At 74.8% G+C, this 23,454-nt stretch carries 21 protein-coding genes and 1 pseudogene; 12 read left to right on the top strand and 10 right to left on the bottom strand.

The genetic code is table 11. The features are described from left to right. Nucleotides 1–361 (bottom strand): annotated as a pseudogene (locus tag H1A17_RS17115) (hypothetical protein); the annotation flags it as partial. A gap of 100 nt (nucleotides 362–461) precedes the next feature. On the opposite strand from H1A17_RS17115, the gene H1A17_RS17110 reads away from it, so the two are divergent. Continuing rightward, nucleotides 462–971, top strand: coding sequence for an NUDIX domain-containing protein (locus H1A17_RS17110; RefSeq protein WP_145920029.1), 510 nt, complete (start codon nucleotides 462–464; stop codon nucleotides 969–971). A 10-nt stretch (nucleotides 972–981) separates the two neighbouring features. Here H1A17_RS17110 and H1A17_RS17105 read toward each other — a convergent pair whose 3' ends face one another. The 5 genes from H1A17_RS17105 to H1A17_RS17085 form a co-directional block, all read right to left on the bottom strand. Next, a complete protein-coding gene (locus tag H1A17_RS17105) occupies nucleotides 982–3,186 on the bottom strand; it encodes a glycoside hydrolase N-terminal domain-containing protein (protein ID WP_194822326.1) in 2,205 nt (734 codons plus the stop codon). After that, on the bottom strand, nucleotides 3,183–4,241 hold the full coding sequence (locus H1A17_RS17100) for a LacI family DNA-binding transcriptional regulator (protein ID WP_145920027.1): 1,059 nt from the start codon (nucleotides 4,239–4,241) through the stop codon (nucleotides 3,183–3,185). The genes H1A17_RS17105 and H1A17_RS17100 overlap by 4 nt, the downstream gene beginning before the upstream one ends. Further along, nucleotides 4,238–6,712, bottom strand: a complete 2,475-nt coding sequence (locus H1A17_RS17095; RefSeq protein WP_194822325.1) for a beta-glucosidase — start codon at nucleotides 6,710–6,712, stop codon at nucleotides 4,238–4,240. Before H1A17_RS17095 ends, H1A17_RS17100 begins: the two co-directional genes overlap by 4 nt. Nucleotides 6,713–6,947: 235 nt before the next feature. Continuing rightward, complete coding sequence (locus H1A17_RS17090; RefSeq protein WP_145920025.1) at nucleotides 6,948–8,168, bottom strand: ROK family transcriptional regulator; 1,221 nt, start codon at nucleotides 8,166–8,168, stop codon at nucleotides 6,948–6,950. A 131-nt stretch (nucleotides 8,169–8,299) separates the two neighbouring features. Next, nucleotides 8,300–10,636, bottom strand: a complete 2,337-nt coding sequence (locus H1A17_RS17085) for a TIM-barrel domain-containing protein (protein WP_194822324.1) — start codon at nucleotides 10,634–10,636, stop codon at nucleotides 8,300–8,302. Nucleotides 10,637–10,792: 156 nt separating this feature from the next. On the opposite strand from H1A17_RS17085, the gene H1A17_RS17080 reads away from it, so the two are divergent. After that, nucleotides 10,793–12,877 (top strand): beta-galactosidase, encoded by a 2,085-nt coding sequence (locus H1A17_RS17080; protein ID WP_194822323.1) that lies wholly within the window; start codon nucleotides 10,793–10,795, stop codon nucleotides 12,875–12,877. A 10-nt stretch (nucleotides 12,878–12,887) separates the two neighbouring features. Continuing rightward, on the top strand, nucleotides 12,888–14,174 hold the full coding sequence (locus tag H1A17_RS17075; protein ID WP_309236789.1) for an O-antigen ligase family protein: 1,287 nt from the start codon (nucleotides 12,888–12,890) through the stop codon (nucleotides 14,172–14,174). 5 nt (nucleotides 14,175–14,179) lie between these two features. Here the strand turns inward: H1A17_RS17075 and H1A17_RS17070 are convergent, their stop codons facing one another. Continuing rightward, nucleotides 14,180–14,830 (bottom strand): LysE family translocator, encoded by a 651-nt coding sequence (locus H1A17_RS17070; protein ID WP_194822322.1) that lies wholly within the window; start codon nucleotides 14,828–14,830, stop codon nucleotides 14,180–14,182. A 114-nt stretch (nucleotides 14,831–14,944) separates the two neighbouring features. On the opposite strand from H1A17_RS17070, the gene H1A17_RS17065 reads away from it, so the two are divergent. Both H1A17_RS17065 and H1A17_RS17060 read left to right on the top strand, forming a co-directional pair. After that, a complete protein-coding gene (locus tag H1A17_RS17065; RefSeq protein ID WP_194822321.1) occupies nucleotides 14,945–15,493 on the top strand; it encodes a GNAT family N-acetyltransferase in 549 nt (182 codons plus the stop codon). 82 nt (nucleotides 15,494–15,575) lie between these two features. Continuing rightward, on the top strand, nucleotides 15,576–16,052 hold the full coding sequence (locus tag H1A17_RS17060; protein WP_194822320.1) for a DUF1992 domain-containing protein: 477 nt from the start codon (nucleotides 15,576–15,578) through the stop codon (nucleotides 16,050–16,052). An 18-nt stretch (nucleotides 16,053–16,070) separates the two neighbouring features. On the opposite strand, the gene H1A17_RS17055 is transcribed toward H1A17_RS17060, so the two are convergent. Both H1A17_RS17055 and H1A17_RS17050 read right to left on the bottom strand, forming a co-directional pair. Continuing rightward, on the bottom strand, nucleotides 16,071–16,655 hold the full coding sequence (locus H1A17_RS17055; protein WP_145920019.1) for a maleylpyruvate isomerase N-terminal domain-containing protein: 585 nt from the start codon (nucleotides 16,653–16,655) through the stop codon (nucleotides 16,071–16,073). A 53-nt stretch (nucleotides 16,656–16,708) separates the two neighbouring features. Beyond that, nucleotides 16,709–17,596 carry an NAD(P)H-binding protein gene (locus tag H1A17_RS17050; protein ID WP_145920018.1) on the bottom strand — a complete coding sequence of 296 codons (888 nt, stop codon included), beginning with the start codon at nucleotides 17,594–17,596 and terminating at the stop codon, nucleotides 16,709–16,711. A gap of 87 nt (nucleotides 17,597–17,683) precedes the next feature. Here H1A17_RS17050 and H1A17_RS17045 point away from each other — a divergent pair, with 87 nt between their 5' ends. From H1A17_RS17045 to H1A17_RS17035, 3 genes are read left to right on the top strand one after another with little or no spacing between them, the layout of a single operon-like run. Further along, the gene (locus H1A17_RS17045) at nucleotides 17,684–18,412 is read left to right on the top strand and encodes a TetR/AcrR family transcriptional regulator (RefSeq protein ID WP_309236788.1); all 729 of its coding nucleotides are present in this window, start codon (nucleotides 17,684–17,686) and stop codon (nucleotides 18,410–18,412) included. Nucleotides 18,413–18,458: 46 nt separating this feature from the next. Continuing rightward, complete coding sequence (locus H1A17_RS17040) at nucleotides 18,459–18,788, top strand: helix-turn-helix transcriptional regulator (protein ID WP_145920017.1); 330 nt, start codon at nucleotides 18,459–18,461, stop codon at nucleotides 18,786–18,788. Continuing rightward, nucleotides 18,788–19,528, top strand: coding sequence for a cation transporter (locus tag H1A17_RS17035; protein WP_194822319.1), 741 nt, complete (start codon nucleotides 18,788–18,790; stop codon nucleotides 19,526–19,528). The genes H1A17_RS17040 and H1A17_RS17035 overlap by 1 nt, the downstream gene beginning before the upstream one ends. Before the next feature lie 234 nt (nucleotides 19,529–19,762). Here H1A17_RS17035 and H1A17_RS17030 read toward each other — a convergent pair whose 3' ends face one another. Continuing rightward, nucleotides 19,763–20,536: an NAD(P)H-binding protein gene (locus H1A17_RS17030; protein WP_145920015.1), complete on the bottom strand. Its 774-nt coding sequence runs from the start codon at nucleotides 20,534–20,536 to the stop codon at nucleotides 19,763–19,765. 103 nt (nucleotides 20,537–20,639) lie between these two features. Here H1A17_RS17030 and H1A17_RS17025 point away from each other — a divergent pair, with 103 nt between their 5' ends. The 4 genes from H1A17_RS17025 (at nucleotide 20,640) to H1A17_RS17010 (ending at nucleotide 23,453) form a co-directional block, all read left to right on the top strand. Further along, on the top strand, nucleotides 20,640–21,029 hold the full coding sequence (locus H1A17_RS17025; RefSeq protein WP_145920014.1) for a cupin domain-containing protein: 390 nt from the start codon (nucleotides 20,640–20,642) through the stop codon (nucleotides 21,027–21,029). 248 nt (nucleotides 21,030–21,277) lie between these two features. Continuing rightward, nucleotides 21,278–21,700 (top strand): Hsp20/alpha crystallin family protein, encoded by a 423-nt coding sequence (locus H1A17_RS17020; protein WP_145920013.1) that lies wholly within the window; start codon nucleotides 21,278–21,280, stop codon nucleotides 21,698–21,700. A 127-nt stretch (nucleotides 21,701–21,827) separates the two neighbouring features. Continuing rightward, entirely contained in the window at nucleotides 21,828–22,826 is a 999-nt protein-coding gene (locus H1A17_RS17015) for a tyrosine-type recombinase/integrase (protein WP_194822318.1), read from the top strand. Nucleotides 22,827–22,871: 45 nt separating this feature from the next. Next, nucleotides 22,872–23,453 carry a TetR/AcrR family transcriptional regulator gene (locus H1A17_RS17010; RefSeq protein ID WP_228543694.1) on the top strand — a complete coding sequence of 194 codons (582 nt, stop codon included), beginning with the start codon at nucleotides 22,872–22,874 and terminating at the stop codon, nucleotides 23,451–23,453. The last annotated feature ends 1 nt before the right edge of the window (nucleotide 23,454 follow it).

Genomic DNA, 23,454 nt, shown 5'->3' with positions numbered 1-23,454 from the left:
CGGCCTCGCGGGCCTCGTCGCGGGCGGTGTGCGCGGCGGCGATCTCGGCGGCGGCGTCGGCGCGGGCCTGGGCGAGTTGCCGCTGCACCCCGGCCGGGGACAGTTCGGCGTGCAACGCCTCGGTGAGGGTCTCCACCACCTGGTCGAGCCGGTCCACGACCTCCCAGGTGCGGGCCACCTGACCGGGCAGGCCGGGGGCGTTGCGGTGTCGCATCCGTGAGTTACGCGACGCCCGCTGGCAGGCGCCGTCGTTGTCCCGGCAGTACCGGAACGGGCGTCCCGCCCCGGCGCGTTGCGGCACGTCACGTCCACAGTGCGCGCAGGGACGCAGGTCGGCGGGGGTGGTGGGCTGCGGGTCCATCGACGGGGAAGTCTAGAGGCTGCCCGGGACACCCCGGCGCACCCCCACCGTCGCGCGGGTCCGCCGCCGCCGGGGCCGCCGGGACCGTTACGGTGGGCCGGTGGCCGTCTCCCCGTACATCGTCAAGTTGCGTGCCCACGTCGGACACGACCTGTTGCTGCTGCCCGGGGTGACCGGGGTGGTCCGCGACGACGCCGGCCGGGTGCTGCTGGCCCGCCGCGGCGACAACGGCCGCTGGTCGCTGCCGGCCGGCGTGGTCGACCCGGGTGAGCAGCCCGCCGACGCGGTGGTGCGGGAGGTGTGGGAGGAGACCGGGGTACGGGTCGTCGTCGACCGGATCGCCGGGGTCGCCACCCACCCGGTGGTCTACCCCAACGGCGACGCCTGCGAGTACCTCAACGTGTGGTTCCGGTGCCGGCCGGTGGGTGGGCGGCCCCGTGCCGACGGCGACGAGTCCACCGAGGTCGGCTGGTTCGCCCCCGACGCGCTGCCGGAGCTGGACGAGTGGGCGCGGCTGCGGCTGGACACCGCCGCAGCCCCCGACGACGCCCCCTGGTACGCGCGGCCCGGCGAGCGGCATCCCGCCCTGTGCCGGCCCGACGCGTTGTGACCCGGGCGGGTCACCGGCGGTGGGTCACCCGCACCGGGGTGCCCGCCGGCAGGTCACAGCCGGTGTCGCCGTAGGGGCTGCGGACCCGGATCCGCCGGGTGGTGGCGGCGACCAGCCGGGCGGTGACCCGACCGTCGTCCCAGGTCAACTCCTCGACGGTGAGCCGGCCCCGGCAGGTCACCCCGCGTAGCGTCCCCCGGTGCAGGCCGGGCGGCAGCGCCGGCAGCAGCCGCAGCAGACCCGGGCGGGTCTGCACCAGCGCCTCGATCAGCACCGCCGGCAGGGTGTGCGCCGCGTCGGCGTTGTAGGTCACCCGGCCCGGGTTGTGGGCGCTCATCAGCGACCGGAAGAACATGTCCGCCGCGACGATCCGCCGCAGGTACGTCCCGACCAGCGGCCCGTCGCCGAGCCGGGCGGCCACCAGGGCCCGGTGCAGGGTGCCGTGGGCGGAGCCGTCCTCGTCGCCGCGGACCGTCAACGCCCGGTGTGCCGCCGCCGCCAGCTCCGGGGTGTCCTCGGGGTCGATCTCCCCGGTCGGCCACACCGGATACAGGTGGCTGACGTGCCGGTGGTCGTCGTCGGGGCGGTAGCCGGGCCACGCCCACTCGGCCAGCGCGCCCCGCGCGTCGATGCGGTAGCCGGGCAGCCGGTCATGGACCGCCGCCCACCGCTGCGACCCGGTCACCTCGGCGGCGACGGCCATCGCGTGCCGGGCGGCGGCGACGTCCATGGTGGCGTTCACGGCGACCGGCACCGGCCGGCCGGTGCCGTCGAGGGGCCCGGTCTCCGGCGAGTACGACGGCACCAGCGCCGGCTGCCCGTCGACGTCGGTGAGCACGTCGGTGAAGAAGTCGGCCACCTCGGCCAGCCAACCCGCCACCTCCCCCAGCGGTTCCCCGGTCACCTGGTGGTGTTCGTACAGCGGGTGCAGCAGCCAGTGCGCGCCGGCCAGCCACGCGGTGAACGGCCAGTGCGGGTGGACGTGGAACAGGTGCCCGTGTTCACCGTCGGTGCGGCTGGGCGCGAGCAGGCCCCGTGCCCCGTAGACGGCGTGGGCGTTGTCCCGCCAGTGGTCGACCTGGGCGCGGACCAGCCGGGCGTGCGCGGCGGTCACCTCCGGCAACGCGCCGACGTTCGCGCCGGCCAGTTGCAGGTTGAGGTTCGCGTCGGTGGTGAAGTCCCCGGCCCAGGCCGCGTCCCAGGACCCCGTCCAGATGCCGGTCAGCCGGGGCGGCAGCACGCCGCTGGCGCTGAGCAGCAGGTACCGGCCGGCGTGGAAGAGGCGTTCCAGCAGCGCCGGGTCGCACCGGTCACCGGCGGTGGCCTGCCGGGCGAGCAGCGCGCCCACGGGCAGGTCCCGGTCGGCCGCCGGCACCGCCAGGTCCAGGTCGACCCGCCGGTAGGGGCCGGTGTGCCGGGTGACGTGCCGGGCCAGCAGCGTCGGATAGTCGGCCGGGTGCCCGGCGAGTCGCCGCTGCTGCGCGGCGGTGGGCCACGCCGCGGTGGCGGTGCGGTCCAGGACGGTGGTCAGCAGCGCCGGCCCGCGTACCAGCACCCGGTCACCGGCGGGTTCGGCGTCGCCCCGGACCAGGGTCACCGCCTCGAAGCCGTACGCGCCGCCGACGTCGGGGTAGCGGCCACGGACCCGCAGGAACACCAGCCCGTCGTGGCGGTAGGCGGTGGTGTCGTAGCGCACCGTGTCGGGGCGGCCGGGCAGGTCACCGGTCGCCCCGACGACGCAGTCGCCTTGGTCGAGGTGGGTGACGACCAGCCGGTCGGCGCGGGAGACGAAGCTGCGTCGCCGCCGCCCGGACCACCGCACCACCACCTCGCCGGTGGTGAAGTCGGTGTGCCGCCGGTAGTCCCGCACCGTCGTCGCGGGGGCGTCGACGGTCAGCGCGAACCCCGGATGGTACGACTGCGTCCACGCCAGGTCCCGGCCGCCGGTGAGCAGTTCACCGGCCTCGGCGCGGCGGCCGGTGAGGACCAGTTCCCTGATCCGGGGCAGCAGCGCGGCCAGGTGCGGGGCCCGCGCGTCGTGGGTGCCGTTGGGCAGCACGAACCGGTGGTGGTTGACCACCAGCCGTTCGGCGTGCGGGTCGCCGGGGACCATCAGCCCGTACTCGCCGTTGCCGGTGAGGAAGGCGTCGGGCCAGTCGGCGGCCGGGGCGTCGTCCCAGATCCGGTGTGCCGACGGGGGTGGCCCGCCGGTCACCGGGGGGTCCGGGCCGTCGGCGCGGCGGTGCTGTCCCGGATGGTCAGCCGGGGCGGCAGCAGCGTCACCTCCGGCACCGGCTCGTCGTGCAGCTTGCGCATCAGCAACGCCACCGCCTGCCGGCCGATCTCCTCGGCGGGCACCGGCACCGAGGTGATCCGGGGTGCGGCCTGTTCGGCGAACTGGTCGGGGCAGATCGCCACCACCGACATGTCCTGCGGCACCCGTCGTCCGAGGGTGGGCAGGCAGGCCAGCACCGGCCCGACGGCCGCCTCGTTCTGCACCACCAGCGCCGACAGGTCGGGGTGCCGGTCGAGCAGGTCGGCGAGTTCCTGACGGATCGCGGCGGGCCCCTCCTCGAAGGGTTGGGTGACGACGGTGACGCCGTGCCGGTCGGCGGCGGCGGCCACCCCGGCGCGGGTGCGGTGGGCGAAGCCGGTGCCCCGGTCGTAGACGGCGGCGGGGGCGCCGAGCAGCGCCACCCGGTGGTGCCCGAGCCGGGCCAGGTGTTCCACGCACACCTGCCCGGCGCGGTGGAAGTCGAGGTCCACACAGGTCAGGCCGGTCGGGTCGGCGGGGACGCCGATCAGGACGCTGGGTCGGGTCAGGTCCCGCAGCAGCGGCACCCGCGAGTCGTCCAGTTCGACGTCCATCACCAGCATCCCGTCGACCATGGCGCTGCCGGCGATGCGGCGCAGCCCCGACGGCCCCTCGTCGGAGGTGACGAGCAGGACGTCGTGGTCGAACCGGCGGGCCGTGGTGACCACCGCGATGGCGAACTGCATCACCACCGGCACCTGCATGCCGGCGCGCAGCGGCAGGACCAGGGCGATGGTGTTGGCGCGTCGGCTGGCCAACGCCCGCGCCCCGGCGTTGGGGTGGTAGCCCAGTTCCCGGATGCTGGCCAGCACCCGGGTGCGGGTCACCTCGGAGATGGCGCGTTTGCCGCTGAGCACGTACGAAACGGTGCTGACCGCCACCCCGGCGTGCCGGGCGACGTCGACGATGGTGACCTGGTCGGGCGACTTGCGGCTGCGCCCGGGCGCGGCGGTCACCGGGTACCGCCGGCGGCCACCGCCGGGCGGGGCCGCGGCGCGGCGGCGCGGGTGTGCACGGTCACCGCGCCGACGGCGCGGATGTCGCGGGCGGAACGGCCGACCAGCAGGGTGTGGGTGGCGTCCTCCAGCACCGGGCCGCCGCGCTGCTCGTCCCACCAGGTCAGGTCGTCGGCACGCAGCCGCAGGGTGACCGTGCGTCGCTGGCCGGGGGCGAGGGTGACCCGGGTGAAGTCGCGGAGTTGCCGCAGTGGCTGCTTGACCCGGGAGCGTCGCTGCCGGGTGTAGAGCTGCACGATCTCCTCGCCCTCCCGGTCGCCGGTGTTGGTGACCTCGACGCTCACCGCGACCTCGTCGCCGGCGCTGACCGTCGGCGTGTCCACCCGCAGGTCAGCGTAGTCGAACCGGGCGTAGCTGAGGCCGTGGCCGAACGGGTACAGCGGCTCGCCCCGGTAGTAGAGGTAGGTGCTGTCCGCGCCGATCACGTCGTAGTCGAGCAGGTCGGGCAGGTCGGCGGCGTCGGGGTACCAGGTCTGGGTGAGCCGGCCGCCGGGGTCGGCGACACCGAGCAGCACCTGCGCCAGGGCGGTGCCGTGTTCCTGACCGCCGTGCGCCGACCACAGCACCGCCGGCAGGTGCTCGTGCGCCCAGCCCACCGCGTACGGGTAGCTGCTGGTGAGCACCAGCACGGTCTGCGGGTTCGCGGCGTGCACGGCGCGCAGCAGCCGCTCCTGCCCGCCGGGCAGGGCCAGGTCGGCCCGGTCCTCGGTCTCCCGGCCGTTGACCATCGGGTGGTTGCCGAGGACGACGACGGCCACGTCGGCGGCGTCGGCCAGCGCGGCGGCCTCGGCCGCGCCGTCGGCGACGAGTTCGACGGTGAACGCGGTGGCGGTGTCCGGGTCGGTGGCGTCGGCGCGCAGCCGCCCGGTCTCGTCGACCCGCACGTACGCGCCGGTGGCGAGGTGGTGCAGCAGGGCGGTGCCGTCGGGGCGGTGCCGGAAGCGGAAGGTCTCCCGCACGATCCAGCCGCCCGGTCCGGGACGGTCGTTGGCCAGTGCCCCGTCGTCGTCGGCGCCGACGTGCCGGCCGTTGGCGACGGCGCGCAGCGCCACCACGTCCTGCCCCCAGTCGAACACGTCGAACCAGGTGCCGTCGCGGCCGTCGTCGGCGGTCAACGGGCCACCTTCGGAGGAGCGGGGGCAGCGCACGTACCGGTCGCCGACGCGCAACGCGATCCGGTCGGCGCCGCAGTGGTGGGTGACGGTGGGCAGTTCCCGGGCCAGGCCCTCCCGGACGGTGACCGCGTACGGCAGGGTCCCGCTGTACCAGTCCTCGTAGACGGTGTCGGCGAGGGGGCCGAGGACCGCGACCCGGGGTGGGGTGCGGGTGGGCAGTGGCAGCAGCCCGTCGTTGTCGAGCAGCACGACCGACTGGCGGGCTGCCTCGCGGGCCAGGTCCCGGTGGGCGGGGCTGTCGAGCAGGTCGGGGGAGACCCCGGCGAACGGGTCCTGCCCGGGTGGGTCCAGGTCGCCGAGGCGGATGCGGACGGTGAGGATGCGGCGGACCGCCCGGTCCACGTCGGCTTCGTCGACGAGCCCGCGGTGCAGGGCTTCGGTGATGCGTCGGACGGTCGGTGCGCTGTCGGTGTCGTCCTCGGTGAAGTTGTCGATGCCGGCGCGTAGGGCGGCGGCGAAGCCGGTGACGTGGTCGGGCAGGTGGCCCTGCACGCCGGCGATGTTGGTGACCGCCCCGGCGTCGCCGACGACCATCACCTCGTCGGTGGTCCACCGGCGCAGTTCGCCGTCGAGCAGCGGGCTCAGGTGCGCGGGCACCCCGTCGACCAGGTTGTAGGAGGCCATCACGGCGACCGCCGCGCCGGCGGCGAGGGGGGCGCGGAACGCGGGCAGTTCGTATTCGTGCAGGACCCGGGGTGGCAGGTCGCTGGAGGTGGTGGCCCGGTCGGTCTCGTTGTTGTAGCCGAGGAAGTGTTTGATTGTCGGGGCGGTGCGCAGCCGGTGGGGGTGGTCGCCGCGCAGCCCGGTCGCATACGCGGTGGCGAGCCGGCCGGTCAGCCACGGGTCCTCCGACCAGCCTTCCTCGTTGCGGCCCCAGCGGGGGTCGCGCAGCGGGTTGACCACCGGCGCCCACACGTTGAGCCCGACGCCGGCGGGGTCGGCCTGGTGTTTGACCCGTACCTCGGTGCCGACGGCGTCGCCGACGGCCCGGACCAGGTCGGGGTTCCAGCTGCTGGCCAGGCCGACGACCTGCGGGAAGACGGTGGCCGGGCCGAGCCAGGCGACCCCGTGCAGCGCCTCGGTGCCGGTGCGGAAGCCGGGTAGGCCCAGCCGGGGCACGGGGGCCTGCCACTGGTGCAGCAGGCCGATCTTCTCCGGCAGGGTGAGCCGGGCCAGCAGCTCGTCGGCGTGCGCTTCGGGGGACGGTCCGGTGGCGCGGTCGGTGGGGTCGTTCATCTGCGGTTACCTTCCGGTGGCTCGCGGTGAGGCGTCCGGCCGACGGTCGAAGCGTTTCGACGGCCGTGGTGACGTGCGGCATCGCGGAGTGAGGGTGGTGGCGGTCGTCGGCCCGGAGCGGCGAAGCGCTTCGACGACTGCGGAAAACGTGCCGCCCCGGGTGCCCGAACGACGGGGCGGCGGTTCGAGGTTGGCACCTGCGCGTCGGCCGGTCAAGAGGTGACCGGCACCCGGATCAGCCGGCGGGGAGTCGACCGGCCTCGATGGTGGCCAACGCGGCGGTGGCGCCGCCCAGCGCGGTGGCGGCGGAGTCCAGCGTGGAGGCGTCGAGGCGGCAGCCCCCGGCCTGCGGGGCGAGGGTCCGGGCGACCAGTTCCGCGCGGGCGGCCGGCAGCAGCCAGGGCGCCAGCGTGGCGAAGTGCCCGCCGACCACGATCGCCTCGGGGTTGAGCAGGTTCGCCAGGATCGACGCCCCGTGCCCCAGGTGCCGGCCGATCTCGGCGAGCCCGGCCAGCACGGCCGGTTCCTCCTGCCGGGCCGACGCCACGATCCGGTCGAGTTCCGGCAGGTAGTCGGTGACCGGGCCGTCCTGGGTGGCGTCGGGCAGCAGGCGGGCCACCACGGCCGGCAGCGCGGTCACCGCGGCCAGGCAGCCGCGTCGGCCGCACGGGCACGGCGGCCCGGCCGGGTCGAGGCAGAGGTGGCCGAGTTCCCCGGCGTGGCCCCGGCCGCCGCGTAGCAGCCGGCCACCGGCGAGCACCCCCGCGCCGACGGAGACCCCGCCGGTGATGTGGACCAGGTCGGTGGCGCCGGCGTACGCGCCGTGCCGCTGCTCGGCCAGCACGGCGAGGTTGGCGTCGGTGTCCACCGTGACGGTGAATCCGGTCTCGCGCAGCGCGGCCCGCAGGTCGGCGGCGAGCGGCACGTCCCGCCAGCCGAGGCCGCTGGCCAGGGGCACCCCGCCGGCGGTGTCGACCAGGCCGGGTACCCCGACGGTGAGGCCGAGCACGGTGCGGCCCTGCCCGGTGACCCGGCCGATCGCGCGTCGGGCCAGGGTGACCAGCGCCCGGACGGTGTCGGCGGGGGAGGCGGTCGGGGCGGGGAACGCCCGTCGCCAGGTGAGCAGCCGGTTGCCGCCCAGGTCCACGGCGACCACCACCAGGTCGTCCGCGCCGATCTGCAGGCCCAGCGCCGCGTACGGGGCGCCGTCGAGGACGAGCATGGTGGCCGGCCGGCCGACCCGGTTGCCGGTCAGCCCGGTCTCGCGGACCAGTCGCCGGTCGAGTAGTTCGGTGACCAGGCTGGACACGGTGGCCTTGTTGAGGCCGGTGGTGGCGGCGATGTCGGCCCGGGAGCAGGGTGCGTGCAGGCGGACGTGCCGCAGGACCACGGCCCGGTTGGCCACCCGGACGTCGCCCAGGTCGGTCGGCTGCGGTTCGTTGTGGATGCTGATCACGGTCTGTCCGCTCCCTGCGCCCGACGGTGGGGGTGCCACGCCGGTGCACCGTCGGTACGTCTGTTCGGCTGGAAACTCAACTAACTCTAGCGGCACGTCCGGAGCCCGGACAGCCACCCGGCACGGTGGGGTCAGTCCGGCGGGAACCACGGCACGAACGGCGTCGGGGCGACCGGTTCGCCGTTGAGCAGCAACCGGCGGGGGGTGTCGTCACCCACCACGCCCAGCCGGCGGACCCGCAGCGGCCCGTCGGTGCGTATCCGCAGGGTGTCGCCGTCGCGCAGCGCCTCCACCACGGTGTCGCCGTCGACGTCGTGCAGCACCGTGCGGGCGTCCACCCCACCCCAGCTGACCAGGGTGACGTCGTCGAACGGGCCGTCGCCGACGGTGCCTGAGGACGCGACGAGCGGCACCAGCGCGCCGTGCCGGACGAACAGCGGCAGCCGGTGCAGCGGCACGGCGACCCGCAGCTGACGGCCGCCGCCGTGCCGTTCGCCGGTGCCGGCGTCGATCCAGTCGTCACCGGTGGGCAGGTAGACGGCCCGCCGCCCGGACGGGTCGGTGACCGGGGCGACGAGCAGGTCGGTGCCGAGCCGGTACTGCAGGTCGGTGGTCCACGCGGTCGGGTCCTCGTGGGTGTCGACGAGCAGCGCCCGCATCATCGGCGCGCCGGTGCGCGCCGCCTCGACGGCCGCCGACCACAGGTACGGCATCAGCCGGTACCGCAGCCGCAGCGCGGCCACCGCGTCGCGTTCGGTCTCGGCGGGGAAGTCCCAGGGCAGCCGGCTGGTGGTGCCGTGCAGCCGGACCAGCGGCGACAGCGCCCCGAACTGGGTCCACCGCACGTACAGGTCCGGGTCGGGGGTGCCGTGGAAACCGCCGGTGTCGTGGCTCCAGAACGGCACCCCGGACAGCCCGTGCGACAGGCCGCCGCGCAGGGTGCTGGCCAGGCCGGGCCAGGTGGCGTTGACGTCGCCGCTCCACTGCGCGCTGTGCCGCTGCCCGCCCAGGTACGACGAGCGGGCCCACACCGTACGGTGCCCGGCGACCTCCTCGGTGAGGTCGGCGACGATGTCGTTGAACAGCAGGGTGTAGACGTTGTGCAGTTCCACGCCGGTCATGCCGTTGTGCGCCACCGCGTCGGCCGGGACGGCCTCGGCGAAGTCGGTCTTGAACACCGCCACCCCCTGCTCCAGCAGGGGCCGCAGCAGCCCCCGGAACCAGGCGACGGCGTCGGGGTTGGTGAAGTCGACGATGGCGCTGGCCGGGTAGCTGCCGTGCCACACGTCCGCCACGTAGGTGCTGCCGTCGGCGCGGTGCAGGAAGTAGCCGGCGCGCGCCGCGTCGGCGTAGAGCGGGCTGCCGGTCATCAGGTACGGGTTCATCCACAGGCACACCCGGAAGCCCTGCCCGCCGAGGGTGGCCAGCATCCCGGCCGGGTCGGGGAACGCCTCGTCGTCCCAGCGCAGCTCCGACCAGCGGCCGGCGACCTGCCAGTAGCAGTCCAGGTGCAGCACGTCGCAGGGGATGTCGCGTTCCCGGATGCGGCGGGCCCGCTCCAGCACCCGCTGCTGGCTGTCGGGGTAGAACCCCGAGGAGATCCACGCCCCGAAGGCCCACTTCGGCGGCAGGTACGGTCGGCTGGTCAGTTCGTCGAACCGGTCCAGCACCTCGACGGGGGTGGGGCCGGCGAGCACGTAGTAGTCGATCAGGTCGTCGGGGACGAGGATCTGCACGGCGCTGTGGGTGGACTGGCAGACGTCGAACTGCACCGGCATGCCGCTGTCGACGAGCACCCCGTAGCCCCGGTCGGACAGGTAGAACGGCACGTTCTTGTGGGACCGGTCGGACTCCCCGCCGAACGCGTCGTAGTTCCACATCAGGACCCGTTGGCCGCGCTTGTCCAGCGGGGTGAACTTCTCCCCGAAGCCGACGAACCGTTCGTCGCCGAACGCGACGAAGCTCTCGTGCCAGGCGACGGGCGCGCCGTCGGCGCTGCTGCGGCCGAACGGCAGGGTGCGCCGCCGGCCGCTGATGTCCCGGGTGCCCGGGTCCTGGTCGAGCAGCACCCGCCCGTCGGGGGTGAGGAACCGCAGGTGCCACGGGTCGAGGCGGATCTCGGCGACGACCGCTCCGGCGTCGATGAGCACGTGGGTGTCGTCCACGGTGATGGCGGCGGGGTGGGCCCGGGGGTGGACCAGGGGCAACGCGCGGGCCGAGCGGCTGCGGGCCTGCGGGTCCTCGGCGAGGCGGACCCGGATCACGCCGTGCCCGGCGGCGTCGAGGCGGACCACCAGGCTGCCGCCGTCGGACAGGGCGGCCTTGAAGGTGACCCCGTGCCCGTCGGTGGCGACGACCTCGGCCCGGCCGACGGTGGCGACCCCGTCCTCGCCCGGCTCCCGGACGGGCAGGTCGGGCGGGTCGGCCACGAACGTCTCGTACGGGACCAGCGGCGGTCGGTACGGCATCGGCGTCTCCTCGGGGGCGTTTTCCGGCGGTACCGACAGTTTCTTTGCCTTCCCAACGAACTGTCAACGATTGACTTCGATTGACCCGCGACCAACCCGATTGACATGGGTAAATCATCTCCATAGTTTGGGCACCTATCAAACAAAGTCGACGGGATGGTGGCTATGTGGGACGACGGCCGACTCTGCCACGGCGGTGACTACAACCCCGAACAGTGGCCCGCCGCCACCTGGCGCGAGGACGTCGCCCTGATGCGCCGGGCCCGGGTCAACCTGGTCACCGTCGGCGTGTTCGCCTGGTCCCGGCTCGAACCCGCCCCCGGCCGCTACGACTTCGGCTGGCTCGACGAGGTGCTGGACCTGCTGCACGACGGCGGCATCCGGGTCGCCCTGGCCACCCCCACCGCCTCCCCACCGCCCTGGTTCTCCCTGGCGCACCCCGACGCGCTGCCGGTCACCGCCGACGGCGTCCGGCTGCACCACGGCAGCCGCGACACCTACTGCGCCGCCGCCCCCGCCTACCGGGCCGCCGCCCGGGGCATCGCCGTCACCCTCGCCGCCCGCTACGCCCACCACCCGGCCGTCGCCCTGTGGCACGTACACAACGAGTACGGCACCACCTGCCACTGCCCGCACGCCGAGGCCGCGTTCCGGCGCTGGCTCGTCGAACGCCACGGCGACCTGGACACCCTCAACGCCGCCTGGGCCACCAGCTTCTGGAGCCAGCACTACACCGACTGGGCGTACGTCAGCACCCCCCGGGCCACCCAGTACCTCGGCAACCCCGGCCAGCTGCTGGACTTCCGGCGGTTCTGGTCGGACACCCTGCTCGCCGCGTACGTCGAACAACGCGACCTGCTCACGGCGGCCAACCCGGCGCTGCCGGTCACCACCAACTACGTCCTCGGCGACTGGGTGCCGGTCGACCACGCCCGCTGGGCGGCCGAGGTGGACCTGGTCGCCGTCGACCACTACCCGTCGGCCGTCGACGGCGGTGCCGAGGAACAGACCGCCCTCGCCGCCGACCTGGCGCGCGGCTGGGCGCGACACGGCCGCCGGGCCACCACCCGACCGGCCCCCGCCGACGGGCCGGCCACCTGGCTGCTGATGGAGAGCGCCGCCAGTCAGATCCACACCACCGGCCGCTCGCACACCAAGGAACCCGGCCGGATGGTCCGGCACAGCCTGTCCCACGTGGCCCGCGGCTCCCGGGGGGCGATGTTCTTCCAGTGGCGGGCCCCGGCGGGCGGCGCGGAACGCTTCCACTCCGCGCTGGTGCCGCACACCGGCCCCGACAGCCGGGTCTTCCGCGAGACGGTCCGCCTCGGCGAGCACCTCGACCGGCTCGCCGAGGTCACCGCCGGCGAGGTGACCGCGTCGGTCGCGCTGGCCTTCGACGCCGCCAGCGGCTGGGCGCTGCGCCACCCCGGCATGCCCTCGACCCTGCTCGACGGGCACGCCGAACTGGCCGCCGCGCACCGGGCGCTGTGGCGGGCCGGGTACGGCTGCGACGTCGTCGTCCCCGGCGACCCGCTCGACCGGTACCGGCTGCTCGTCCTGCCCGCCGTCTACCTGGCCGACGACGCCACCGCCGGTTGGGTCCGCGACCACGTCGAGGCGGGCGGACACCTGCTGGTCGGCTACCTCAGCGGGGTCGCCGACCCGCACGGCCGGGTGCACCTCGGCGGCTACCCCGGCGCGTACCGGGACCTGCTCGGCCTGCGGGTGGAGGAGTTCCACCCGCTCGCCGCCGACGAACAGGTGCTGCTCTCCGGCGGCGGCACCGGCCGGATCTGGTCGGAGACCGTGCACCTGGACGGCGCCGAACCGGTCGGCACGTACGTCGGCGGGGTCCTCGACGGCCGACCGGCGGTGACCCGGCACCGGGTCGGCGACGGCACCGCCTGGTACCTGTCCACCCGACCCGACGACCGCACCTACCGCCGGCTGGTCACCCAGGTGGCCCGGACCGCCGGGGTCGCCCCGGTCTGCCCGGACGCCCCGCCCGGCGTGGAGGCGGTACGCCGCGCCCACCCGCAGGCGAGCTGGCTGTTCCTGCTCAACCACACCGACCGGCCGCAGCGGGTGCCGGCCGTCGGGGTCGACCTGCTCACCGGCGTCCCCGCCGACGGCACGGTGATCCTGCCCGCCGGGGGCGTCGCGGTGATCCGCGAGGAACCGGCCCCGATGGCGTCCGTCACAGCCACTCCGCCGATGACCGGCCCGACCCCGCCCGCCTAACCTTGCCCCGGTGGGGACGAGGAACGCGGCGCCACCGCGCGCACTGCCGCTCTGGCCGCTGTACCTGATGTTCGCGGCGATGCCGCTGTGGTGGCTGCTCGGCGGCCTCTACCTCGGCTGGACGCTGTTCGGGATGCTGCTGGCGGTGGTCCTGCTCGCCCACGGCCGGGTGTCCTGGCCGCCCGGCTCGGCGCTGTGGTTCGTCCTCGTCGGCCTCATCGTGGTCAGCGCCACCCGGCTGGAGAAGGCCGGCAGCCTGCTCGTCTACGGCCTGCGGCTGGGCTTCGTCCTCACCGCCCTCGTGGTCTACCTGTACGTCTACACCGCCGCCCGGCAGGGGGCCCGCTGGGACCGGCTGTTCCAGCCGGTGCTGTTCTTCTGGCTGGGGATGGTGGCGCTCGGCTGGGTCGGCGTGCTGGCCCCCCGGCTGGCGTTGACCACCCCGGTGGAGGTGCTGCTGCCCGACGGCCTGGCCGGGCAGCGGATGATCCGGGCGGTCACCCACGTGCACTCCACCGAGTTCAACCCCACCGGTCGCAACCCGTACTACCGGACGGCCGCCCCGTACCCGTACACCAACAACTGGGGTACGGGGTTCGCGCTGCTGGTGCCGTGCGTGCTGGCGTACCTGTCGGCGGTGCGCACCGGGCCGCTGCGCCGGGTGCTGCTGGTGTCCCTGCCGCTGGCGCTGGTGCCGGCGTTCCTCACCCTCAACCGGGGCATGTTCGTCGGCCTCGGGGTGGGCCTGGTCTACCTGGGGCTGCGCGCCGTGCTGCGCGGCGACGTCCGGTTGATCGGCACGATCACCGCCGGGGTGGCCGTGGCCTGGGTGGTCACCCTCGTCGTCCCGGTCGGCGACATGATCATGAACCGGGTGGAGAACACCGACTCGACCCGGGACCGCGCCGACCTGTACCGGCAGACCCTCGACGCGGTGCTGCACTCGCCGCTGCTCGGCTACGGCGCACCCCGCAGCGCCGACACCACCACCGGCGCGGAACCTCTCGGCACCCAGGGGCAGGTCTGGTTGACCATGTACAGCCACGGCATCCCCGCCCTGCTGACGCTGCTGGCCCTGCTCGTGGTGCTGGTCCGCAGCACCGCCGTCGCGGTGTCCGCGGCCGGTCGGTGGTTGAGCGTGGTGCCGGTGGTCGCCCTCGCCCTCGCCCCGTTCTACGGGTTCACCGACATGAACCTGTCGGTGATGTTCTACGCGATCGGGCTGGCCGTGGCCGCCGTCGACGGCCCGGTGAACCGGGAACTGCCGACGGCGGCTCCCCGGCCGTCACCGGTCTGACCGGGTCAGCCGGCCGCCACCGCGGCCCGGGACCGGTCCGCCGCGATCCGCACCGCCATCGCCGCGAGCACGCTGCCGGTCACCCACCGCTGCACCCGCGCCCATCCCGGCCGGCGCACCAGGAACGCCGACACCGACCCGGCGGTCAGCACGATCAGCGTGTTCACCGCCAACGCCACGGTGATCTGGGTGCCGCCGAGCAGCAGGCTCTGCACCGCCACGTCACCCCGGGCGGGGTCGACGAACTGCGGCAGCAACGACACGTACAAGATGGCGATCTTGGGGTTGAGCAGGTTGGTGAGCAGCCCCATGGCGAACAGCCGGCGCGGCCGGTCCACCGGCAGTTCCTGCGGCGTGAACGCCGAGCGCCCGCCCGGGCGCAGCGTCCGCCACGCCAACCACAGCAGGTACGCCGCCCCGGCCAGCTTCACCGCCGTGTACAGCGGCGGCACCAGCACGAACACCGTGGCGATGCCGGCGACGGCGGCGGCCAGGTAGACGCCGAACCCGGCGGCCACCCCGAGCAGGGACACCAGCCCCGCCCGGCGGCCCTGGCTGACCGACCGGGACACCAGGTAGACCATGTTCGGCCCGGGTGTGAGCACCAGACCGAGCGCCACCAGGGCGATTCCCGCCACCGCACCGACCGCGACCATCGTCGCCCCCGTCCGCCGTCCTGCCCCGCACCCTACGCCGTGCCGTCGTCCCGCGACGCCCCGTGCCCGACGGCAGGGGTTCCGGACGGGCGGCGCAGCGGCCACACTGCTCAGATGTCTGTGACCCTGCGGGCCGCCCCCACCGTCACCGCACCCGGACTGCTCCTGCGCTGCTGGCGCGACGACGACGTCGACGCGCTGGTCGAGGCGCACCGGGACCCGGAGCTGCGGACCCGGACCCGTAACCCGCTGACCACCCCGGCGCAGGCCAGACGCTGGGTCGACGGCAACCGGCAGGGCTGGGCGGCGGGCCGCCGGTTCAGCTTCGCCGTCTGCGAACCCGCGCCCGACGGCGACCGGGTGGTCGGCTGCGTCCTGCTCAAGGACGTGGTGCCGGGCCGCGCCGACGCGGAGGTCGGCTACTGGACGGCCGGGTCGGCGCGCGGCCGTCAGGTGGCACCCCGGGCGGTGGACGCGGTGAGCCGGTGGGCGTTCACCCGGTTCGCCGCGACCGGGCTGGCCCGCCTGGAACTGCTGCACCAGCTGGACAATCCGGCGTCGTGCCGGGTGGCGGAGAAGAGCGGTTTCCCGTTCGTCGAGGTGCTGCCCGCCCGGCCACCGTTCCCCCTCGACGGGCACCGCCACGTGCGGCACCACCGCTGAACCCGGGGAATGTCGCCCGCCCCGCAGGCGCTGCACCGGTGACGGCCGGGTGGATACGGTGGCCGGGGGAGGTGTCCGGAGGATGGTGGACGCGTGGGAGGCCTCGGTCGAGGCGCAGATCCGCAGCGCCCAGGAACGGGGCGAGTTCGACAACCTGCCCGGCATGGGCAAGCCGATCCCCGGCCGTGACCTCCCCTACGACGAGTCCTGGTGGATCACGAGTTTCCTGGAGCGGGAGGCGCTGCCCACCGACCTGCTGCTGCCCACCCCGTTGCAACTGCGCCGCCGGGTCGAGCAGGTTCCCGACGAGGTCCGTGACCTGCCCACCGAGGAGTCGGTCCGGGAGTTCGTCGGGCTGCTCAACCGGGAGATCGTGGCGTGGCTGCGGTACCCTTCCGGCCCCCGGGTGGCGGTCCGCCCGGTCGACACCGAGGCGGTGCTGCGCCAGTGGCGGGTCCACCGCGCCAGCCGTAGCGCACCGGTCCCGCCCGTCCCGGCGCCTCCGCCACCGGCGCGCCGCCCCCGCTGGCGCTGGCCGTGGCGGCGGCCGCCGACGTAGCCGGCACCCGCCGCCGGGTCAGTCGACGGCGGCCCGCCAGGTCCATTCGTCGCGTCGCGGCCGGCCGCCCAGGGTGGCCCGCCCGGTCATCCACAACAGCACGTCGGGCGGGTCACCGGCGGGCGCGTCGGGGAACAGCCGCCCCAGCACCGCCGCGCTGGGTGCCGCCGGCGGCCGCCACGTCACCCCGAGCCCCCGGGTGATGTCGTACGTGTGCAGCAGCGTCTCGGCGATGCCCATGGCGGCGAAGCCGGGCGGGTCGCAGGGTCCCCAGTGCCAGGCACGGGTGTGCGCGGGGACGGTGTCGAGCGCGGCGGCGAGCAGCCCCCCGCAGGCGGCCACCACGACCAGCACCTGCGCCGGGGTGGCGTCGGGGTGTACCCGCAGGTCGAGCGGGAGGTAGCCGGTGTCGGGCCGGCCGGTGAGCTGGGTGGCGTAGCCGAGCAGGTCGTGGGCGATGTGCGCGGCGGTCGTCCGGCACGACCAGTCCAGGTCGCCGGCTGCGGCGCTCCAGTCCCGGTCGGTGTGCGGGCCGAGCGTGCGGGTCAGTTCGTCGATCGCGTCCCGGACCCCGCGGCCGGTCAGCCGTTCCTCGGTGGGCATGCGGCCGATCCTCGCACCACCGTGGCCGGCACGCCCGGGTCGCGTGGCGCGGCTCAGGCCGGACGTACGGGCTGCGGCGCGGCGGCGACGAGGGTTTCGATCACCGACCGGGCGGGCGTCGGACGCCGGCCGAGCAGAGCCTGAAGGGTCGGGTCGGTGACGGCGAACTCGCCCCGCCGGGCCGCCCGGTACATGCCGAGGGTGAATTCGGCGGCGGCCTCGGGCATGCCCCGGGCGACGGCGGTGGCCTTCCACTCGTCGTCGTCGACGACGATCCGGGTGACGGTGCGTCCGGTGAGGTCGGTGAGGATGGCGGCGACGTCCGCCAGGTCGAGGGCCTCCCCGGCGGTCAACGCGGGGGTGACGCCGTCGAGCACGCCCTGACCACCGGTCAGGGCGATGGCGGCGGCCTCGGCCAGGTCGTCGTGCGCGGTCCAGGACACCGGCCCGTCGGCCGGCGCCACCAGGTGCCCGGTGGTCAGGGCGTCGCCGATGACGAACCCGAGGGCACCGGCGTAGAAGCCGTTGCGCAGGGCGGTGAAGGGCATCCCGGTCGCGGCCAGGTGCTCCTCGGTCGCGGCGTGGGTGACCTGGGCGGGGAAGCGGGAGTCGCGGGAGGCGGCCTGGTGACTGGTGTAGAGGATGCGGGCGGCTCCCGCGGCGCGGGCGGCGTCGATGGCGGCCCGGTTCGCGGTCACCGCGTCGCCGCCCCGGATGGCGGCGGACACGATCAGCACCAGCTCGGCCCCGGCGAAGGCGTGCGCCAGCGTGGCGGGGTCGGTGAAGTCCCCCCGGCGGACCCGGACGCCGCGTCCGGCCAGGTGGATGGCCTTGTCGACGTCGCGCACGCTCACCCCCACGGTGGTGGCGGGCACCCGGGCCAGCAACTGGTCGACGATCCGGGAGCCGAGCTGCCCGGTGGCACCGGTGATGACGAACACGATGGCGACCCTTCGACGAATCAGCGTTACGCCGCAGACGCTAACACCGATAGTTCGACGCTAACAAGTTGCTGTTATCGTTGATCCGTGACGGTGACGCCCGACAACCCGCCCCGCGACGACGTGCGATCCGACATCGTCGCGGCAGCCGCCCGACTGCTGCGCGACCACGGGGCGCACGCGGTGACCACCCGCGCCGTCGCCCAGGCCGCGGGCGTGCAGGCACCCACCATCTACCGGCTGTTCGGTGACAAGAACGGCCTCGTCGACGCCGTCGCCGAACACGTGATGGCCAGCTACGTCGCCACCAAGACGGCGGCCACGGATGCTCCGCCGGCCGACCCGGTGGCCGACCTGCGCGCCGGATGGCGCACGCACCTGGAGTTCGGCCTGGCCAACCCCGAGTTGTTCCGACTGCTCGGCACGCGCGGGCCCGGCGACCCGTCCCCGGCGTCGGTGGCGGGCCTCGCGGTGCTGCGCTCCCGGGTGCACCGGCTCGCCGCCGCCGGCCTGCTGCGGGTCGACGAGCAGCGGGCCGCCACGATGATCCACGCCGCCGGCACCGGCGTCATCCTCACCCTGCTGGGGACCCCCGCGCCGCACCGCGACCCCGGACTGGGTGACGCCGTGTTCGACGCCGTGCTCGGCGGCATCCTCACCACCGCCCCGGCGACCCCCGACCCGACCCTGCGCGCCGTCGCGGTGACCTTCGCCGCGGTGACGCCGGACCTGCCCGGCCTCACCGACGCCGAACGCGCGCTGTTGACCGAGTGGCTCCACCGGTTGCTGACCCACCTGCGCGGCTCGCCGGGCTGATCACCGGCACCCGTTTCAGTACAGTGTCGGATGTACTATCCACGTCGTGGAGACGTCGACGTACGCCCAGGTCCTCGCCCGCTTCGGCCACGCCCTGTCCGACCCGACCCGCGCGCGGGTGCTGCTGGCCCTACGCGACGGGCCCGGCTACCCCGCCGACCTGGCCGCGCTACTGGGAACGACCCGGCAGAACCTGTCCAACCACCTCACCTGCCTGCGCGGCTGCGGCCTGGTCGTCGCCGTCCCCGAAGGCCGGCGTACCCGCTACGAGCTGACCGACCCACGGCTGGCGCACGCCCTGGGCGACCTGCTCGGCCTGGTCCTCGCGGTCGACCCGACGGTCTGTCCGGACGCCGACGGGCAGGGCTGCTGCTGATGAGCCTGCCGCCGGTCCGACCGCCGTCGGCCGGCCCGGCACCCGAACGACGCGCGGCGCTCACCCGGAGGGTGCGGCTGTTCGTCGCCGCCACCATCACCTACAACGTCGTCGAAGCGGCGGTGGCGATCACCGCCGGGACGTTGGCCTCGTCCATGGCGCTGATCGGGTTCGGCCTCGACTCGGTCATCGAGGTGGCGTCGGCGGCGGCGGTGGCCTGGCAGTTCGCCGGTCGTGACCCCGAGGCCCGGGAGAGGACGGCGCTGCGTGTCATCGCCGGCTCGTTCTTCGCCCTCGCCGCCTACGTCACCGTCGAGTCGGTGCGCGCCCTGTCGGGCGGGGCGGACGCCGAACACTCCACCGTCGGTCTGGCCCTGGCCGGACTGTCGTTGCTGGTCATGCCGGCACTGTCGTTCGCGCAGCGTCGCGCCGGCCGGGAACTCGGCTCCCGCTCGGCGGTGGCCGACTCCCGGCAGACCCTGCTGTGCACGTACCTGTCCGCCGTGCTGCTCGTCGGCCTGGTGGTCAACAGCCTGTTCGGTTGGTCCTGGGCCGATCCGGTCGCCGCGCTGGTCATCGCCGCCGTCGCGGTCAGGGAGGGCCGGGAGGCGTGGCGGGGCGACACCTGCTGCGCCCCGAACGCCGCCCTGCACATGCCCATCGACGCGGCACCGTCCGCAGTGGCGGGGACCGACGCTGCCGTGCACGCCTGCGGCTGCTCCGGGCGTCCCCACGGCTGACGCTCCCTCGACGTCCGCTCGCAGTCCCTGTCGGCGTCACCCAGACCATTTATCGGATTACTGTTATCGGCAATCCGGTAAATCAGGTGGACTTAAAGGGCATAACGTCCAGACACCATAATGTCTGTTCTGTTGTTCCCGCCCGATGTCGGGAACTGGTGCCGGTTCACCTCACGTCCGGGCCGCCGTGATGCCGGTGGCGGATCGGGCCGGATGCCGCGACGCGGGCCAGGCTCAGCAGGAGCCGGTCGTCCGCAGCTGGCCGAGGATGTCGGTGGGCGTCCGCCCGAGCAGCTCCCGCAGGTCGCCGGTCGTCGCCTCCAGCGCGCCGGCACGGGCCAGTCCGTGCAGCCAACCCATCGCCCCGGCCACGACCCCGGGTCGGGCCACGACGCCCAGGGCGGCGGCCAGCTGCGGGTACGTCCACACCGGCCCGGTGAGGGTGTAGGTCCGGCCCCGGGTGTCGGGGCGCAACAGGGCGGCCACGGCGGCTCCGGCCAGGTCCGCCCGGGTGGCGGTGTTCAGGCCCCGTCCCTCGGTGGCGTGCACCAACGCGTCGACGCCGACCGCCGCGTCGACGAACGGCTCGGTGTAGAACGGGTTCCGCAGCACCGTGTGGGCCAGCCCCGCCGCGGCGAGTGCCTCCTCGGTGGCCCGGTGGGCGTCGAAGAGGCCGGCGATGGGGAGGAAGCTGGTGTAGACGACGTCGGTGACCCCGGCGTGCCGCGCCGCCGCCACGACCGCGCGGTGCTGGGCGGTACGGCGGGCCTGGTCGAGTTCGGGTGACGACACGAAGATCAGTCGCGTGACCCCGGCGAACGCCTCGACCAGGGTTCCGGGGCTGTCGTAGTCGCCGGGGCGTACGGCGACCGCCAGGTCCCGCGCACGGCCGGGATCGCGGGCGACGGCCACGATCCGATCGGGCCGGACCCGTTCGCGCAGGTGTGCGACGGCGAGCCGGCCGAGGGCTCCGGTGGCCGCCGTGACGGCGAACAGGTCGTCGGGCATGGACACACCCTCGCGGTCGCCGCCACCGTGGGCAACCCGGTTTCCCGGGATGTCCGCCGACCGCCGTCGGTGCGGTACGGGACGTCGGTGCCAGGATGGGGTGATGAGCGACGAGCCGATCGACCTGGTGTCCGCGCTGGCCTCCTTCGACCAGTTGTGGAGCCCGCGCATCGTCACCCGGGTCAACGACTACGACGTGCGGGTGGCGAAGGTGGCCGGGGAACACGTGTGGCACACCCACGACCACACCGACGAGTTCTTCCTGGTGCTCGACGGTGAGCTGCGCATCGGGCTGCGCGAGGAGACCGGCGAGCGGACGGTGGTGTTGCCGCGCGGCGCGGTGTACGTGGTGCCGCGCGGGGTGGCACACCGCCCGTCCGCTCCCGACGGTGCGTCGATCCTGATGTTCGAACCGTCGGGGACGTCCAGTGTGGGGGACCGGCACGACGAGGTGCCCGCGCACGTGGACGCCACCACCGGCCACGCCCTCTGAGCCGGACGTCACCCACCCCGGATGCCGACGGCGACCTGCGGGTGGACGCCGGGCGGCTGCGCGTCGTCGCGCGCGCCCCCGCCCCGCGCCGTCCACCCCGCGAGCAGGGGATCTACTGGCGTACCGGGCCCTGACCGACGGCCGGGTTGACGCGTGCGCCACGACGCGGTAAATACTGAGGTACGAGTTGAGCCCACCCGACTCAACTCAAAGGACCTTCGGCCCGAGGAAACCGAGGAGGCACGACCATGCTGATGCGTACCGACCCCTTCCGTGAGATCGACCGGCTCGCCGAGCAGCTCTTCGGCACCACCAGCCGCCCTGCGGTGATGCACCTGGACGCCTGGCGCGACGGCGACCACTTCCACGCCGCGTTCGACCTGCCCGGGGTGGACCCCGACAGCATCGACTGCACGGTGGAGCGCAACGTGCTGACCGTCCGCGCGCAGCGCCGCCGGCCCACCTCCGAGGCCGTCGAACTGGTCGCCGCCGAGCGGCCGATGGGCACCTTCTCCCGGCAGTTGTTCCTCGGCGACACCCTCGACACCGACCGGCTGGAGGCCGCCTACGAGCACGGGGTGCTGACGCTGCGCATCCCGATCGCCGAGCGGGCCAAGCCGCGTCGGGTTCCGGTCACCGCCGGTAACGGACACCGGCAGATCACCGCCTGACCGTCGCGCCCACGGTGGGGGCCGAACCGGCCCCCACCGGGCCGAACACCGTCGCGCCCGGGCGTCGGGCAATCCGCTCGGGCGCGCCTCACCGTGATTGCCCACCGGGGCTGAGAGTCTTTCTCGCATGCTGCGTCCCGACGGCCCCGTCCTGCCCCGCACCCCGACCCGCCCGGCGTTGGCCGGCACACCGGTCGACTTCACCGAGGCGTGGCTGCGTAACCGTCGGCTGTCGGCGCACACCCGCGACGCCTACCGCCGCGACATCGCCGGCTGGCTCACCTGGTGCGCCGGCGGTGACCTGGACCCGCTGCGGGCCACCTTCCTCGACGTCAACGCCTACGCCCGGCAGTTGGAGGCCACCCCGGCGGCGCGCAGCGGCCGGCCGCTGACCCCCGCCACCGTCGCCCGGAAACTGTCCGCCCTGTCCAGCTGGTACGAGTTCCTGGTGAAGCTGCGGGCGGTCGACGCCAACCCGGTCTCCGGGGCCGACCGGCCGCGCATCGACCGGGACCACTCGGCCACCGTCGGCCTCACCCCGCAGGAGGTCGACGCGCTGCTCGCCGCCGCCGCCGCCGACACCGGCCCGACGGCCGCCCGCAACCGGGCCGCCGTCGCCCTGCTGGCCGACCTCGGCCTGCGGGTCGGTGAACTGGTCTCCCTCGACCTGACCGACCTCGGTGCCGAACGCGGGCACCGCAGCGTCCGGTTCGTCGGCAAGGGTGGCAAGGCCCGTCGCCGGGCGCTCACCCCGGGCACCGCGTACGCCCTCGACGCCTACCTGGCCGAGCGGGCGGCGGCGGCCGGGGTGGCCGTCGAGGCGTTGACCGGGCCGCTGCTGGCCACCACCACCGGCGGCCGCCTCGACCGGCACTCGGTGTTCCGGCTGGTGCGCCGGTTGGCCGCCACGGCGGGCATCGCGGCGGCGGCGAAACTGTCCCCGCACTCGCTGCGGCACGCCTTCGCCACCACCGCCCGCGAGGAGGGGGTGCCGTTGGAGGACGTGCAGGACGCGATGGGGCACGCCGACCCGCGGACCACCCGCCGCTACGACCGGGACCGGCACAACCTCGACCGGGACCCGGCGTACGTCATCTGGGCGGCGCGGGCCCGGCGGCGCGGCTGAGAAAACCGATTGACGGAGTGAGCGCTCACTCCCGAGGGTGGTGCCATGACGGCACCCGGGGGACGCCGACGACGCGCGCCGGCCATGACCGCCGACCGCCGCCGCGCCATGATCGTGCAGACCGCGCTGCCCCTGCTGACCCGCCGGGGCACCACCCTGACCACGGCCGAGGTGGCGCGGGCCGCCGGGATCGGCGAGGCGACCGTGTTCCGTGCCTTCGCCGACAAGCAGGCGCTGCTCGACGCGTGTGTGGCCGAGGTCCTGCGCCCCGACCCGCTGCTCGACCGGTTGACCCGCATCGACAGGCGTCAGCCACTCACCGGTCGGCTCACCGAGGCCGCCGTGGTGATCCACGCCCACCTGGCCCGGCTGGGCGCGGTGCTCGGCGCCCTGCACGCCGCCGGCCGGGCCCGCCCCGACCCGCCACCGGCGGGCGCGGCGGCGACGGCGGTCCGGCCGGCGGTGGCCGCCCTGTTCGCCCCCGACGTCGACCGGCTACGGCTCCCACCCGACCAGCTCGCCGACCTGTTCCTCGGCCTGCTGTCCCCGCCGGGCCCGCTGGCCACCACGGCACCGTCCACCACCGACCTGGTCGACCTGTTCCTGCACGGCACGCTCACCCGTTGAC

Source organism: Micromonospora sp. S-DT3-3-22 (genome assembly GCF_015354745.1).
In the GTDB taxonomy this organism is placed as follows: Bacteria; Actinomycetota; Actinomycetes; order Mycobacteriales; family Micromonosporaceae; genus Micromonospora; species Micromonospora wenchangensis.
This window is presented reverse-complemented; position numbering and strand designations above follow the sequence as displayed.

Excerpts from the sequence above, each read along its gene's own strand:
- H1A17_RS17095 (WP_194822325.1), bottom strand. The coding sequence starts at position 6,712 with ATGAACGACCCCACCGACCGCGCCACCGGACCGTCCCCCGAAGCGCAC.
- H1A17_RS17085 (WP_194822324.1), bottom strand. The coding sequence starts at position 10,636 with ATGCCGTACCGACCGCCGCTGGTCCCGTACGAGACGTTCGTGGCCGAC.
- H1A17_RS17080 (WP_194822323.1), top strand. The coding sequence starts at position 10,793 with ATGGTGGCTATGTGGGACGACGGCCGACTCTGCCACGGCGGTGACTAC.
- H1A17_RS17070 (WP_194822322.1), bottom strand. The coding sequence starts at position 14,830 with ATGGTCGCGGTCGGTGCGGTGGCGGGAATCGCCCTGGTGGCGCTCGGT.
- H1A17_RS17065 (WP_194822321.1), top strand. The coding sequence starts at position 14,945 with ATGTCTGTGACCCTGCGGGCCGCCCCCACCGTCACCGCACCCGGACTG.
- H1A17_RS17060 (WP_194822320.1), top strand. The coding sequence starts at position 15,576 with ATGGTGGACGCGTGGGAGGCCTCGGTCGAGGCGCAGATCCGCAGCGCC.
- H1A17_RS17055 (WP_145920019.1), bottom strand. The coding sequence starts at position 16,655 with ATGCCCACCGAGGAACGGCTGACCGGCCGCGGGGTCCGGGACGCGATC.
- H1A17_RS17035 (WP_194822319.1), top strand. The coding sequence starts at position 18,788 with ATGAGCCTGCCGCCGGTCCGACCGCCGTCGGCCGGCCCGGCACCCGAA.
- H1A17_RS17030 (WP_145920015.1), bottom strand. The coding sequence starts at position 20,536 with ATGCCCGACGACCTGTTCGCCGTCACGGCGGCCACCGGAGCCCTCGGC.
- H1A17_RS17025 (WP_145920014.1), top strand. The coding sequence starts at position 20,640 with ATGAGCGACGAGCCGATCGACCTGGTGTCCGCGCTGGCCTCCTTCGAC.
- H1A17_RS17020 (WP_145920013.1), top strand. The coding sequence starts at position 21,278 with ATGCTGATGCGTACCGACCCCTTCCGTGAGATCGACCGGCTCGCCGAG.
- H1A17_RS17015 (WP_194822318.1), top strand. The coding sequence starts at position 21,828 with ATGCTGCGTCCCGACGGCCCCGTCCTGCCCCGCACCCCGACCCGCCCG.
- H1A17_RS17010 (WP_228543694.1), top strand. The coding sequence starts at position 22,872 with ATGACGGCACCCGGGGGACGCCGACGACGCGCGCCGGCCATGACCGCC.